At 50.4% G+C, this 13,698-nt stretch carries 12 protein-coding genes; 4 read left to right on the top strand and 8 right to left on the bottom strand.

The genetic code is table 11. The features are described 5' to 3' along the window. Positions 1-177: 177 nt before the first annotated feature. Positions 178-693, top strand: coding sequence for a hypothetical protein (locus ACTBZS_RS05335; protein ID WP_463043497.1), 516 nt, complete (start codon positions 178-180; stop codon positions 691-693). Here ACTBZS_RS05335 and mobC read toward each other — a convergent pair. After that, positions 690-821 carry a plasmid mobilization relaxosome protein MobC gene (gene mobC / locus ACTBZS_RS05340; protein WP_463043513.1) on the bottom strand — a complete coding sequence of 44 codons (132 nt, stop codon included), beginning with the start codon at positions 819-821 and terminating at the stop codon, positions 690-692. The two genes, ACTBZS_RS05335 and mobC, sit on opposite strands and share 4 nt — an antisense overlap. 106 nt (positions 822-927) lie before the next feature. Then, complete coding sequence (parC, locus tag ACTBZS_RS05345; protein WP_460430372.1) at positions 928-3,213, bottom strand: DNA topoisomerase IV subunit A; 2,286 nt, start codon at positions 3,211-3,213, stop codon at positions 928-930. Between the two features lie 81 nt (positions 3,214-3,294). Between parC and ACTBZS_RS05350 the strand changes: the two genes are divergently transcribed. Together ACTBZS_RS05350 and ACTBZS_RS05355 are read left to right on the top strand one after the other, a co-directional pair. After that, positions 3,295-3,759, top strand: a complete 465-nt coding sequence (locus ACTBZS_RS05350) for a GNAT family N-acetyltransferase (protein ID WP_463043498.1) — start codon at positions 3,295-3,297, stop codon at positions 3,757-3,759. A 120-nt stretch (positions 3,760-3,879) separates the two neighbouring features. Further along, on the top strand, positions 3,880-4,362 hold the full coding sequence (locus ACTBZS_RS05355) for a universal stress protein (protein WP_460430374.1): 483 nt from the start codon (positions 3,880-3,882) through the stop codon (positions 4,360-4,362). A gap of 56 nt (positions 4,363-4,418) precedes the next feature. On the opposite strand, the gene ACTBZS_RS05360 is transcribed toward ACTBZS_RS05355, so the two are convergent. Beyond that, on the bottom strand, positions 4,419-4,880 hold the full coding sequence (locus tag ACTBZS_RS05360) for a ClpXP protease specificity-enhancing factor (protein ID WP_022654123.1): 462 nt from the start codon (positions 4,878-4,880) through the stop codon (positions 4,419-4,421). Between the two features lie 11 nt (positions 4,881-4,891). Continuing rightward, entirely contained in the window at positions 4,892-5,494 is a 603-nt protein-coding gene (locus tag ACTBZS_RS05365; protein WP_022654122.1) for a glutathione S-transferase N-terminal domain-containing protein, read from the bottom strand. Positions 5,495-5,698: 204 nt separating this feature from the next. Between ACTBZS_RS05365 and nfsB the strand changes: the two genes are divergently transcribed. After that, a complete protein-coding gene (nfsB, locus tag ACTBZS_RS05370) occupies positions 5,699-6,352 on the top strand; it encodes an oxygen-insensitive NAD(P)H nitroreductase (protein ID WP_022654121.1) in 654 nt (217 codons plus the stop codon). Here the strand turns inward: nfsB and ACTBZS_RS05375 are convergent. The 4 genes from ACTBZS_RS05375 to hemF all read right to left on the bottom strand — a co-directional run bounded on the left by ACTBZS_RS05375 (position 6,349) and on the right by hemF (position 13,688). Continuing rightward, the gene (locus ACTBZS_RS05375; protein ID WP_022654120.1) at positions 6,349-6,564 is read right to left on the bottom strand and encodes a hypothetical protein; all 216 of its coding nucleotides are present in this window, start codon (positions 6,562-6,564) and stop codon (positions 6,349-6,351) included. The two genes, nfsB and ACTBZS_RS05375, sit on opposite strands and share 4 nt — an antisense overlap. A gap of 76 nt (positions 6,565-6,640) precedes the next feature. After that, positions 6,641-8,053 (bottom strand): FAD-dependent oxidoreductase, encoded by a 1,413-nt coding sequence (locus ACTBZS_RS05380; protein WP_463043499.1) that lies wholly within the window; start codon positions 8,051-8,053, stop codon positions 6,641-6,643. A 14-nt stretch (positions 8,054-8,067) separates the two neighbouring features. Continuing rightward, positions 8,068-12,516, bottom strand: coding sequence for a glutamate synthase large subunit (gene gltB / locus ACTBZS_RS05385; RefSeq protein WP_460430377.1), 4,449 nt, complete (start codon positions 12,514-12,516; stop codon positions 8,068-8,070). A gap of 269 nt (positions 12,517-12,785) precedes the next feature. Further along, positions 12,786-13,688 carry an oxygen-dependent coproporphyrinogen oxidase gene (gene hemF, locus ACTBZS_RS05390; RefSeq protein WP_463043514.1) on the bottom strand — a complete coding sequence of 301 codons (903 nt, stop codon included), beginning with the start codon at positions 13,686-13,688 and terminating at the stop codon, positions 12,786-12,788. Between the last annotated feature and the right edge of the window lie 10 nt (positions 13,689-13,698).

The raw sequence follows: 13,698 nt of genomic DNA on the forward strand, positions 1-13,698 counted from the left end.
CATCACGCTCAGGCCTTGGTCAACCACCATCCTCGCCACTTCTAGCTTGAAGCTCGCATCATATTGACTACGTTTTGAATTCATTTCTTCCCCCTCGTTAAGATCTATCATGCCCTATCGAGGTGTCTACGGGTATTAGACCATTACATAGACCATTACACAGTGTTGCATAGAGCAATGGTGAAAACGCCGTTTGATTTCGAGCAAAGGCGTCACGCATTAGTGCTATACGCTTTAGGCGCGCTTCCACTGCCGCTCACCTTCCTAGATATCGATCACTTGGCTATCACCCCAAGCACTCTGGCTGGATTTATCCTTTTCAAGATCATTCAGAATCATGGGCGTGAAATTTTTGCTGCTGATGGGCGCCCGAAGATACTACTAAACACTATATGTCAGCATCTTTGCTGCCTATTTGGTAACGAGGCCTTAGCTGTCAGCTCAAGCTATAGCCCTTATGTGAACTATTCATCCCATGTATTCAACCATGGCATGAATCTCTATCTCACCTTAACTGGTACCGGCAGTGCTGAGTTTCGATTAGCTAATGCGATGAAGGAGATGACTCGAGAAAATCATAACCATTTGTTTATGAAAGATTTAATTAATAGATTTATAATTTTTATTCGTGGGCATTTTATGAATGAATCTGCATTTCTGGAATTCATAAAGATAACCAGCAAATCTGGCTAAATAATTTTCGGTTCTCTCCAATGCGCCATTACTGGTCGAAAAACGTTCACTTCATTGAAGTGCAGACAATTCAAATTTTTGGCGATCTGATTCAGGTTATTTGATGCCGTTGCAACGCTAAATCTAATTTTCTTTCAGTGTTTTTTTCTTCCTGAAATGGTACTAATGTGATGGTTTAATACCAGTACATGCCCGCTCATGGCGATTGGCCACTGAGCGGGCAGCGTGGATAAATTAAGCCTTCACCGCAAGCAACTGCACTTTCTTCGGCAAGGGCTTACCACGGCGGCCGCGTTTGGCGGCGAAGTCGGCGAGGGACAGGGAAAGTTCATCTTCCCGTCCCGTCCGCAACCGAATCGTCAGCACCACCCGTTCACCTGCCACGGCCACCGCCGACAGCACGCTATCGCCTTCCTCCAACGACAAAAACTGTAGCCCACGGCCTTTGTTCATTTCTTTTAATTCAGACAAAGCAAATGCAAGCGCGCGCGATTGCTGCGTTAACACAAACACCTGTTGCGCGTGTTCTGGAATGAGCACCGGCGGCAGGGCACGTTCCTCTTCATTGACCGTTAAAAAAGCCTTACCCGCTCGAACACGCGATAACATCTCTTTTAACGGGGCAATAAAGCCATAACCGCCGCTGCCACTGACCAAATAACGCTGTTCAGCTGGCCCAGCCAACATCGCGACAATCTCAGCGTTTTCCTGCACTTCAATCAACGAACTCAGCGGCACCCCTTCACCACGTCCCCCGGGCAGCGTGGCGCAGTCGAGGGAATAGCAACGTCCATACTGATCGAGCAAGACCAATGGCCACACAGTGCGGGTTTCCACCACACTATGCAGTGCATCCCCATCTTTAAATGACAAGGTAGCGACATCGACACCATGCCCAGCGCGGCTACGAATCCATCCCTTCTGCGACAAAATCACCGTAACCGGCTCATCGGCGGCTTGTTGCGTCAACGTCGCTTTTTCCGCTGCCTGCATCAACGTACGGCGAGGGTCGCCATATTTCGCTGCATCCGCCTCAATTTCACGAATCACCAGCTTTTGCTTCGCCCGTTCATCTTGCAACAACTGGGTCAGTCGTTCGGCTTCACCAGACAACTGCTGTAACTCGTTTGCCAGTTTTTCATGTTCTAAACGTGCCAACTGGCGTAGGCGAATCTCTAAAATATCTTCGGCTTGGGTTTGCGATAAACCAAATTGCCGCATGAGATCGGTTTTTGGTGTATCCGAATCACGAATTACCGCAATCACCGCGTCCAAATTCAAAAATACCGTCATCCGCCCTTGCAAAATATGGATGCGGGCTTGCGTGTGATCGAGGTGATATTGCAAGCGGCGCGTCACTGTCGCCAAACGGAAGCCAATCCACTCCTGCAAAATGGCGGGTAAACCCTTTTGCTGTGGCCGGCCGTCCATGCCCAACATGACAAAATTCAGTGAAACATTGCACTCTAACGAGGTGTGGGTCAGCAATAAATTGATAAAAACATCGGGGTCTTGACGGCTCGATTTCGGTTCAAACACCAAGCGCACCGGCTGTTTTTGATCGGATTCATCGCGAGCGCGTTCTAACTGACTCAGCCACAGCGCCTTCAAATTTTGTTGCTCTGCCGACAGTCCTTTTTTATTGGCACGCGGCTTGGGATTGGTGCCTTCTTCAATTTCTGCTAACACCTTTTTTGCCGAACAACCGGGGGGCAGTTCATACACCACCACCCGCCATTGGTTGCGCGCCAAGGTTTCAATTTTCCAACGCGCCCGCACCCGCACACTGCCACGCCCTTGTTCATAAATGGCAAGGCAGTCGGCCGCCGGCGTAATAATTTGCCCACCACCGGGGAAATCTGGTCCCGGGATGTATTGCATCAATTCAGCACAGGACAGATTCGGCTGCCGCAACAAGGCCACTGCTGCCGCTGCCACTTCTTGCAAATTGTGTGGCGGAATATCGGTTGCCATCCCCACCGCAATCCCTGTGGCGCCATTGAGCAACACCATCGGCAAACGCGCTGGTAATAGCTTTGGCTCATCAAAAGCGCCATCGTAGTTCGGGATAAAATCAACCGTCCCCTGATCCAATTCACTCAGTAATAAGGCGGCAATCGGTGTCAAGCGCGCTTCGGTATAGCGCATGGCTGCCGCGTCATCACCATCACGACTGCCAAAATTACCTTGCCCATCAATCAGGGGATAACGCAAGGTAAAATCCTGCGCCATCCGCACCAACGCTTCATAGGCTGAACTATCACCATGAGGATGGAACTTACCAAGAATTTCACCGACCACACGGGCCGATTTCACCGGTTTGGCACCTGCCAACAACCCCATTTCTTTCATGGCAAATAAAATCCGCCGCTGCACTGGCTTTTGGCCATCGGCCAGCTCAGGCAACGCCCGCCCACGCACCACGCTCATCGCATATTCTAGATAAGCACGCTCGGCATAACGATCTAATGGTAAAGACGCTTCACTGTCTGCCGCAGCAGTAGAAAACAAATCACTCATGCAAAAATATCCTTCACACAACAAGCGCAATCGCTTTTTGGAATGCTAAAGTCGGCAATTTCATCAATTTAATGGAAAGCTATGGACACTGATTTGCACTGGACGTGCCAACCGTTTCATCAACTAGGGGTTGAGCAGCTATATGCCATCTTGGCCTTGCGTGACCAAGTCTTTGTATTAGAACAACAATCTTTATATGGCGATGTTGATGGTTTAGATATAGATTCACACCATGTCTGTGCTTGGCACCCCACCGCTGGCCTCGTTGCCTATGCCCGCCTCTTACCACCCGACCTAAAATACCCCCATTGTGCGGCTATTGGGCGCGTGGTTATTGCTCCGGCATGGCGACATTTGGGGTTGGGAAAAAAACTGTTTGCCTATGCCCTCACAGAAACAGTATCGTTATGGCCACGACAAGATATTATGCTCTCAGCACAATATGACAAATGTGGGCTATATGCTCAATTTGGCTTTGTCGCACAGGGTGAACTTTTTGACGATGGTGGCGTATTGCATCAAACCATGTTGCGCAAATCAGTTTAAAATACTATTTTGTGTCAAATTAGGTAGAAACCCTCGTAAAATTACTGGGGATTGAACCGATAATATCATCGGTTACGTTTCATCGATTCACTACTATTCCGACATTGCGGAGATTTTTTAATGTATAAACTGATTCTTGCCGCCCTTGACGATAGTGCTAACGCACAATTAGCACTCGAACAAGCCATCAAACAAGCCAAACTGTGCGATGCCCGTCTGCACTTGTTACACGTTGTGAACTTGTTTGATCTGGCAAGCGCAGATGTTGGTATGCCAGACCCAACAGGTCTGCGTAACCAAGCCAAAACCTATAGCGAAAAAGTCTTGGCCAATGCTCGAGCAACCGCCCAAGCCGCCGGCATCGAAACTTCATCCAACACGCGCTCTTGTTGGGGCGGTGGCAGCGAAGTCGCTGAACAAATTGTGGAAGAAGCCAACGAATTGATGGTGGATCTGATTGTGATGGGCACCCACGGTCGTGGTGGTATGCTGCATCTGATGTTAGGCAGCGTTGCCGAAGCCGTGATGAGACACACCTATTCTCCATTGCTCATTATCAGAAACCCAGAACAACAACCGGGCAAAGCCCCTATGCTGCAATAAGGCATGTCCAGTTCACGACAACAACGCCCCGTTTTTGGGGCGTTGTCGTGTTGACATCACTTCACCACACGCAACTGTGGCCGACCACGAGGCCTTGATGGAGGTGGATCGTCGTCCTCTTCCTCATCGTTCGAGGTTTCTTGCTCTGCAGAAGCTAAATGCAAAGCGGTGGCCTCTGCAGCATGAGGCGCATCGTTCCCCTCGGCTAAGGGCTCAACATCAAAGTGCATCCCTTCGCCCGTTTCACGTGCAAACAGCGAAATCACATTCGCAATCGGCACATACACCTCATGTACCATGCCAGAAAAACGTGCCGAGAAATAAATCGCATCGTTGTTGATGGTGAGATCGCGGGTTGCACTGTCGGCGATATTCAGCACAATTTCATTGTTGCGCACATAGGCCATCGGCACATTGACTCGACTGTCCACCCACACCGCAAGATAGGGCGTGAAACCTTGGTCGCTACACCATTCATGCAAAGCACGAATGAAATAGGGCTTGGTACTGGCGTTCATGCTGGGTTCCCTTACTTACGCATTGCTTTTTCAGCTGGCGTCAGCGAATCGATAAAGGCTTGACGGCTAAACAGACGCTCAGAGTATTTCAACAACGGTGCAGCGGCTTTGCCCAAATCAATATGATAGTGTTCCAAGCGCCACATTAACGGCGCCACTGCCACATCAATCATCGAAAACTCATCACCCAACATAAATTTTTGACGCGCAAAAACAGGGGCAATTTGGGTCAGGCTTTGGCGAATCGCTTCACGTGCACGATCGGCTTCGGCTTTTTTCGGTGTGCCTTCTAATGTGCGGACATGCACAAACAATTCTTGCTCAAAACGATAGAGGAACAACCGTGCCCGTGCCCGCATGATGGGGTCTGCTGGCATCAGTTGTGGATGGGGGAAACGTTCGTCGATGTATTCGTTGATGATGTTGGATTCGTACAAAGTCAGGTCACGCTCAACCAACACGGGCACTTCATTGTAAGGATTCATCACCGCCAAATCTTCCGGCTTGTTGTGCACGTCAACATCGTTGATGGTGAAATCCATGCCTTTCTCGAACAGGACAATACGACAGCGATGGCTAAACGGGCAGGTGGTACCGGAATAAAGCGTCATCATGATGAAAAAACTCCTGTCAAGATGAAAAAATAGAAAAAAACAATGTGTGAGTGTAACACTTTAGCCACGGGTTTCGCGAATAAATCTCGATAATTGATTGATTGATAAAAGGAAAATATTTTTTTGGGCCATCGGTTGAAGAACACGCAAAACAGCATCACACTGTCTTCTCATTTTTTAACACCTTAGACTAAGGATAGCACCATGATGTTGTCAGAACTCGTCACTCGCCGTTATACCAGCAAAGCGTTTGATAGCAGCCGCAAACTGAGCCCAGCACAAGTCGAAGAAATAAAAACCTTGCTGCGCTATAGCCCGTCTTCCACCAATTCCCAACCTTGGCACTTTGTGCTGGCGGGGACAGAAGAAGGTAAGGCCCGTATTGCCAAAGCCACCAGTGGCCGTTATGAGTTTAATGCTGCCAAAGTGTTGAATGCCTCGCATGTGGTGGTGTTTTGCACACGGGCGAGCATCGATGACGACCATCTGCAACGCTTGTTAAACCAAGAAGAGCAAGATGGCCGCTTGCCAACGGCTGAGGCAAAACAAAATCAACACGCCGGCCGCAGCCATTTCGTCAATATGCACCGTTACGAGCTGAAAGACGCGCAACATTGGATGGAAAAGCAGGTCTATCTTGCCCTCGGCACCGCCTTGTTAGGGGCCAGTGTCTTGGGGATTGATGCCTGCCCGATTGAAGGCTTTGATGCCGCCATCTTGAATGAAGAATTGGGCCTGCGCCAGCAGGGTTATACCGCTTCGGTGTTATTGGCCTTGGGCCACCATGCCGAGAGTGATTTCAACAAGCATCTACCAAAATCACGCCTGCCACAAAGCGACGTAATCAGCGAAATTTAACGCTCTGTTTCTTTCTTTTCTTCGTCTTCATCAGACGATGTCACCGCCCGCACCCCAGCGGCGGTGACATCTACCGCCGCCCCCACTGTTTTTGCGCCAATTTTCACGGTTGTTGCCACCACGGTAACGGCTGCATCAGCCACCGCCACCACTGCACACCCAGACAACAACAGTGCCGTTGCTGCCACCAAGCCACCCGCTAACCATCGCATCAAAAAACCTCTATTAAGCAAACACCGCCTAAGCGGTTGCCTAGGCGGTGCGAAAGTGTGACAGATAAATGGGGGACTACCAAACTTCGAGGTAGTTCAAAATCCCCTCCGCTGCTTGCCGTCCTTCAAAGACGGCGCGTACCACCAAATCAGCACCGCGCACCATATCGCCCCCAGCAAACACTTTGGGATTGCTGGTTTGATGTTTAAAACGCTGCTGTTCCGGTGCCACTGTCCGGCCACGCGCATCGGTATCAATCCGCACATGATCGAACCACTCTGCCCGCTCGGTTTGGAAACCGAAGGCAATAATCACGCGGTCACATTCTACGATCTGTTCCGACCCCGGGATAATGTCTGCATGACGCCGCCCTTTGGCATCGGGTTCGCCCAAACGGGTTTCTGCCAGTTGCAACCGCAATGAACCATCGTCGGCTTGAGTAATCGCCATCGGCTGACGATTCCACAAGAAATTGACCCCTTCTTCTTTGGCATTGGCCACTTCGCGCTTCGATCCGGGCATATTGGCTTCATCACGCCGATAAGCACAGGTCACGCTGGCTGCACCTTGGCGAATCGAGGTACGGTTACAGTCCATCGCAGTATCACCGCCGCCCAACACCACCACACGCAAACCTGCCATCGAAAGGAAAGGTTCTGCCCCCAAAGTGCCGAGGGTGTGGCGGATGTTATTGACTAAGAATGGTAACGCTTCGACCACGCCGGGCAGATCCTCACCCGCAAAACCGCCCTTCATATATTGATAGGCGCCCATGCCCATAAACACCGCGTCGTAGCGTTCGAGTAAATCTTCGATATGAATGTCGCGTCCCACCTCGATATTAAGACGGAACTCCACCCCCATTCCCTCCATGATCGTGCGGCGACGTTTGACCACATCTTTCTCTAATTTGAACTCTGGGATACCAAACGTCAGCAGACCGCCAATTTCTTCATAACGGTCGAACACCACCGGTTTCACACCGTTACGCGCCAAGACATCAGCACATGCCAACCCTGCCGGCCCCGCGCCAATCACCGCGACTTTTTTATCCGTCCAGATCACTTTCGACATATCTGGCCGCCAACCGGCTTTTAAGGCTTCATCGGTAATGTATTTTTCCACCGAGCCAATTGTTACTGCACCAAAGCCGCCTTGATTCAGCGTGCAAGCACCCTCACACAACCGGTCTTGCGGACATACCCGACCACAGATTTCCGGCAAGCTATTGGTTTTGTGCGACATTTCCGCCGCTTCAAATAACTTGCCTTCTTTTGCCAATTTCAACCAATTAGGAATGTAGTTGTGAACGGGGCATTCCCACTCACAATAGGGATTACCACACGCCAAACACCGGCCAGCTTGTTCGGCGGCTTCGCCTTCTGCCAATGGTTTGTAAATTTCAAAAAACTGCTGTTTGCGCGCCTCTGCCGGAAATTTTTCACCCGGATTGCGTTGCACATTCAAAAACTGAAATACGTCACCCATGATTTTTCCGTTTCTCAATCTTTCAACAGGCTATCGAGTGTGGCGGCCTTCGGTTTAACGACCCAGAAGTAATCCACATAATCATCGAAGTTCTGCAACATATCGCGCGCCACATCGCTGCCAGTCAGCTCAACATGCTTGGCAATTTTGTCTAGCAAATAGGCACGGTATTGACCCATTGCCTCACCATTAATCAGATGAATATCAATCAGCTCGTTGTTATAGCGATATGGGAAACGCTCGTTGGGGTCGTAAACAAAGGCCACACCGCCGGTCATCCCCGCGCCAAAGTTCACCCCTGTTTCACCCAACACCACAACCGCACCACCGGTCATGTATTCACAACAATGGTCGCCCGCGCCTTCAATCACCGCCAACGCGCCAGAATTGCGTACCCCAAAGCGTTCGCCAGCCACCCCAGCCGCAAACAACTGACCACCGGTTGCGCCATATAAGCAGGTGTTACCGATAATGATGGATTCGTTGCTCTTAAGGGGTGAAACCTTCGGCGGATAAATCACAATCCGACCACCGGCCATGCCCTTGCCAACATAGTCGTTGGCGTCGCCTTCGAGTTCTAAGGTCAACCCTTTAGCATTCCACACCCCAAAGCTTTGGCCGGCAGAACCATTGAATTTAAAGGTCAAACATCCTTCTGGCAGGCCATCGGCACCATGCTGTCGCGCAATTTCACCAGAAACACGGGCCCCAATTGAGCGATGGATATTGCGAATTGGGTAGCTCAAATGCAGCATTTGTTTGTTTTGGATCGCGGTCAGCGCATCAGCTACCATCTGTTCCGCTAGCTCACCCTTATCAAAAGACGGGTTAGCATCGACAACACAAAAACGCGGTTCGTCTGCTGGAATATCACCTTGGGTCATCAATGCGGAGAGATCGAGTTTTTGTTGTTTGTCGCTTTGCGGTGTAGCAATGTGCAGCAAATCCAAACGGCCAATCAGCTCTTCCATACTGCGTACGCCTAACTTCGCCATCCATTCGCGTGTTTCACGGGCAATAAATAGGAAGTAGTTCATCACCATTTCTGGCAAGCCAATAAAATACTTGCTACGCAGTTTGACCTCTTGCGTTGCCACACCGGTGGCGCAGTTGTTGAGGTGACAAATCCGCAGGAATTTACATCCCAAGGCCACCATCGGGCCAGTACCAAAACCAAACGACTCCGCCCCCAAAATGGCCGCTTTCACCACATCCAAACCGGTTTTTAAGCCGCCATCAGTTTGCATCCGCACCCGACCGCGCAGACCATTGGCACGCAAGACTTGTTGAGCCTCAGTCAGGCCCAGCTCCCACGGCGTACCGGCATATTTCACTGACGTTAGCGGCGAAGCACCTGTGCCACCATCGTAACCAGAGATGGTAATTAAATCGGCATAGGCTTTTGCCACCCCAGCTGCAATCGTCCCCACCCCGGGTTCGGCCACCAATTTCACCGATACCAATGCAGTCGGGTTGACTTGTTTCAGGTCGAAAATCAGTTGTGCCAAATCTTCAATCGAATAGATGTCATGGTGTGGTGGTGGCGAAATCAGGCTGATACCGGGTTTGGAACAGCGTAAGCGTGCAATCAGCGGGCTGACTTTATCCCCCGGCAACTGTCCACCCTCGCCCGGTTTCGCGCCCTGTGCCACCTTGATTTGCAGCACTTCAGCATTCACCAAATAATGGGGGGTTACCCCAAAGCGACCGGAAGCCACTTGCTTAATCTTCGACATCTTGACCGTGCCGTAGCGCGCAGGGTCTTCGCCACCTTCGCCAGAATTGGAACGCCCGCCTAAACGATTCATGGCTTCGGCTAAAGCCTCGTGTGCCTCCGGCGACAAGGCCCCCAACGACATCCCCGCCGAATCGAAGCGTTTTAAAATCGCTTCAATTGGTTCGACTTCTTCAATTGGAATAGCTTGGCTAGGATCGAGTTTGAGCCCCATCAAGTCACGGAACATCGCCACTGGGCGCGTGTTCACCAGATGTGCATAGGTTTGATAAGCGTCGTAATCGTCGTTTTGTACCGCTTTTTGCAACATCATCACGACGTCGGGGTTATAAGCGTGATATTCCTCGCCGTGGACGTATTTCAACAAACCGCCCTGCTGCACTGCACGCATTGGATTAAATGCCGCCCGCGCCAGTTTCTTTTGATCGGCTTCAAAATCCTCAAAACGCGCACCAGACACTCGACTCACAGTGTCTTTCAAACACAGATTTACCACATCGTGATGCACCCCAACCGCTTCAAACAGTTGTGCACCTCGGTAGCTGGCCACAGTTGAAATACCCATCTTCGAGAGGACTTTCAACAAGCCTTTGTTAATCCCCTTGCGGTAATACTGCAATGCTTCGTTAATTTTCTTATTGACCACACCCGTGTTGACCAAATCAACAATGGTTTTGTAGGCCAAATAGGGATACACCGCCGTTGCGCCGTAGCCAATTAAACACGCAAATTGATGTGGGTCGCGCGCGGTGGCAGTTTCAACCAAGATATTGGCTTTACAACGTAACCCTGCCTCAATCAACGCATGATGCACGGCACCCACGGCAAACAAAGCATGAATTGGCAGACGTTGTGCGGCGATATTGCGATCTGATAACACCACAATCACCGTGTCTTCACGCACGGCTTCAATCACATGCTGACACAGGCGACGAATCGCCCCTTCCAAATCGGTTTCGAGTGGGTCGTAGCAAAGATCGAAAGTGGTGGCTTTCAGATACGGTTCAGGGCGGGTCGTAACATGAGTAAATTTTTCATGTGACAACACCGGACTGCGTACTTCCAAGCGTTTGGCGTGTTCGGCGGTTTCTTCAAACGGATTGCGCTCTGGGCCAAACGCCGTTGCCAGCGACATCACAATCGCTTCGCGAATCGGGTCGATCGGTGGGTTGGTGACTTGAGCAAATTGTTGCCGCAGATAATCAAACGGTGAGCGTGCTTGTTGTGACAACACCGCCATTGGCGTGTCATCTCCCATCGAACCGACGGCTTCTTGGCCATCTTCCGCTAACACACGGATGATTTGATCGCGTTCTTCAAACGATAAGCCAAACATTTTTTGATAGACCAACAGCTCATCGCTGGTCATCGCTTCCAGTTTGGTATCGTCTTCGAGAGAGAATTCGAGTTTTTTAGCGTTGTCTTTAATCCATTGCCGGTAGGGTTTGGCCGATTTCAACAAAGCATCAATGTCTTCGGGGAACAACAGCTGTCCGGTGGTTAAATCGGCAGCAAAAATTTGCCCCGGCTTTACTCGTCCCTTTAATACCACATCTTCAGGCGCATAATCCCAAACGCCCACTTCAGAGGAAATAGTCAAAATACGGTCTTTGGTCACCACATAACGCGCTGGACGCAAACCATTGCGATCGAGCATACATGCTGCATAACGACCATCGGTTAAGACAATCCCCGCTGGGCCGTCCCACGGTTCCATGTGCATCGAATTAAATTCATAAAACGCACGCAGGTCTTTATCTGTTGAATCGACATTTTGCCAAGCAGGCGGCACCAATAAGCGCAGGGCACGGAACAGCGGAATGCCACCCATCAACAGCCCTTCGAGCATATTGTCTAAACTCATCGAGTCCGAACCGTCGGTTTGCACCATCGGACGCACGGCTTCCATATCCAACAACGGCGAGGCCATCACATGCTCACGGGCATGAGCCCAAAAGCGGTTACCTTGTACGGTATTGATTTCGCCGTTGTGCGCCAAGAAACGGAACGGCTGTGCCAATTTCCACTGTGGCCAAGTGTTGGTCGAAAAACGCTGATGGAAAACCGACAGACTCGACTCAAACCGTTCATCGTTTAGGTCGAGGAAAAAGCGAGAAAGATTATCCGGCGTCACTAACCCTTTGTAAGACAAGGTGTGAGGGTTGAGTGTTGGAATGTAAAACGAGGTATCGCTTTGATTGGCTTTTTCGGCTTGCCGGCGGCCCATATACAGGCGACGCTGGAATACCGCTTCATCCATCCCAAACGGGCAATTGACAAAAATTTGATGAATGGCTGGCAGTGTTTTTAAGGCATATTCACCGCACGCACCGGCATCGGTCGGCACCAAGCGAAAACCAGCCACTTCAAGGCCTTGTGCCTCGAGTTGGGCAGTCAGGGTTGCGCGGCTTTGTGCTCCGATAGCGTCATCACGATGAGAAAACACCAAACCTGCGGCATAGTGTTTTTTCAGTGCAATCCCCGCTTCGGCGGCCACTTCGCGCAAAAAGCCATCCGGTTTACGAAATAACAAACCACAACCATCGCCCGACTTGCCGTCTGCTGCCACCGCACCACGGTGGGTCAGTTGGGCCAGCGAACTCATCGCCGTTTTTACCAGCCAATGGCTCGGTTTGTCATCGAGTTGAGCGATCAGGCCAAAACCACAGCTGTCCTGCTCAAATTGCGGGCGATAGAGGGTGCCCTGCAACCAATTTTGTCTTTCCATACCGAATTGCCTATGCGTCGAATGATTAACAGGATATTTCGATTGTACGGCCGGCAAGACAAAATCAGCAAACCTTTTTTGTGCATGGCACAAAACATTAAAAATCAGATGCTTATATTGATTTTTGACGGTTTTTTGACAGTAAATGAAAAAAGATTTTTTGTAAAACGGACGTTTTTCTCTATAAAAACGACACGCAAAGCAGATAAACGCACAAAATAGGTGCAATGCACTGATTTCGTGCGTTTATTGCACTATAAAAGTGCAAATTAAACCCATTGCCGTTCAGGTAAGAAAGCGTGCAACAAATCGGCCTCGGGTGTATTGGGTTCGGGCTGCCAGTCATAACGCCATTTCACCACCGGCGGCATCGACATCAAAATCGATTCTGTACGACCACCCGATTGCAAACCAAACAACGTGCCACGGTCCCACACTAAATTAAATTCAACATAGCGACCACGACGGAAGGCCTGCCAATCGCGTTGCGTTTCGCCGTATGGCAATTCACGTCGTCTTGCCACAATCGGTTGGTAGGCAAGCAAGAAGTGATCCCCCACACTGCGAGTCAGGGCAAAACATTGTTCGAATGGCAGTGAGTTAAAATCATCAAAGAAAATGCCCCCCACCCCCCGCGCCTCGTTGCGGTGTTTGAGGAAGAAATAACGGTCACACCATTGTTTAAATTCGGGATACCACTGTTCACCAAACGGCTGCAGTGCTTGTTGACAGGTGCGATGAAAATGCACCGCATCCTCCTCAAAACCATAATACGGTGTTAAATCCATGCCACCGCCAAACCACCACACTGGTTCGGCGCCCTCTTTATAGGCAATAAAAAAACGCACATTCATATGTACCGTTGGCACATAGGGATTGCGTGGGTGTAGGACCAACGACACCCCCATGGCTTCAAAGTGGCGGCCTGCCAGCTCTGGCCGCACAGCGGTTGCCGATGGTGGTAAGGCGGCCCCTTGCACATGCGAGAAATTCACTCCACCGCGTTCAAACAATGCGCCATTTTCAATCACACACGATAAACCGCCACCGCCTTCGGCACGCTGCCAACTATCGCGTAAAAAAGCGACTTTGCCGCCATCTAACTGTTCTAAACCAGCCACGATTCGCTGTTGTAAATCGGTGAAATAGTCTTTGATGACTTCAACCTGCATCCCTTTTCCT

This window comes from Aquaspirillum sp. (assembly GCF_055136605.1).

Excerpts from the sequence above, each read along its gene's own strand:
- ACTBZS_RS05375 (WP_022654120.1), bottom strand. The coding sequence starts at position 6,564 with ATGCGATGGTTAGCGGGTGGCTTGGTGGCAGCAACGGCACTGTTGTTG.
- ACTBZS_RS05365 (WP_022654122.1), bottom strand. The coding sequence starts at position 5,494 with ATGATGACGCTTTATTCCGGTACCACCTGCCCGTTTAGCCATCGCTGT.
- nfsB (WP_022654121.1), top strand. The coding sequence starts at position 5,699 with ATGATGTTGTCAGAACTCGTCACTCGCCGTTATACCAGCAAAGCGTTT.
- gltB (WP_460430377.1), bottom strand. The coding sequence starts at position 12,516 with ATGGAAAGACAAAATTGGTTGCAGGGCACCCTCTATCGCCCGCAATTT.
- ACTBZS_RS05350 (WP_463043498.1), top strand. The coding sequence starts at position 3,295 with ATGGACACTGATTTGCACTGGACGTGCCAACCGTTTCATCAACTAGGG.
- hemF (WP_463043514.1), bottom strand. The coding sequence starts at position 13,688 with ATGCAGGTTGAAGTCATCAAAGACTATTTCACCGATTTACAACAGCGA.
- ACTBZS_RS05355 (WP_460430374.1), top strand. The coding sequence starts at position 3,880 with ATGTATAAACTGATTCTTGCCGCCCTTGACGATAGTGCTAACGCACAA.
- ACTBZS_RS05380 (WP_463043499.1), bottom strand. The coding sequence starts at position 8,053 with ATGGGTGACGTATTTCAGTTTTTGAATGTGCAACGCAATCCGGGTGAA.
- ACTBZS_RS05360 (WP_022654123.1), bottom strand. The coding sequence starts at position 4,880 with ATGAACGCCAGTACCAAGCCCTATTTCATTCGTGCTTTGCATGAATGG.
- parC (WP_460430372.1), bottom strand. The coding sequence starts at position 3,213 with ATGAGTGATTTGTTTTCTACTGCTGCGGCAGACAGTGAAGCGTCTTTA.
- ACTBZS_RS05335 (WP_463043497.1), top strand. The coding sequence starts at position 178 with ATGGTGAAAACGCCGTTTGATTTCGAGCAAAGGCGTCACGCATTAGTG.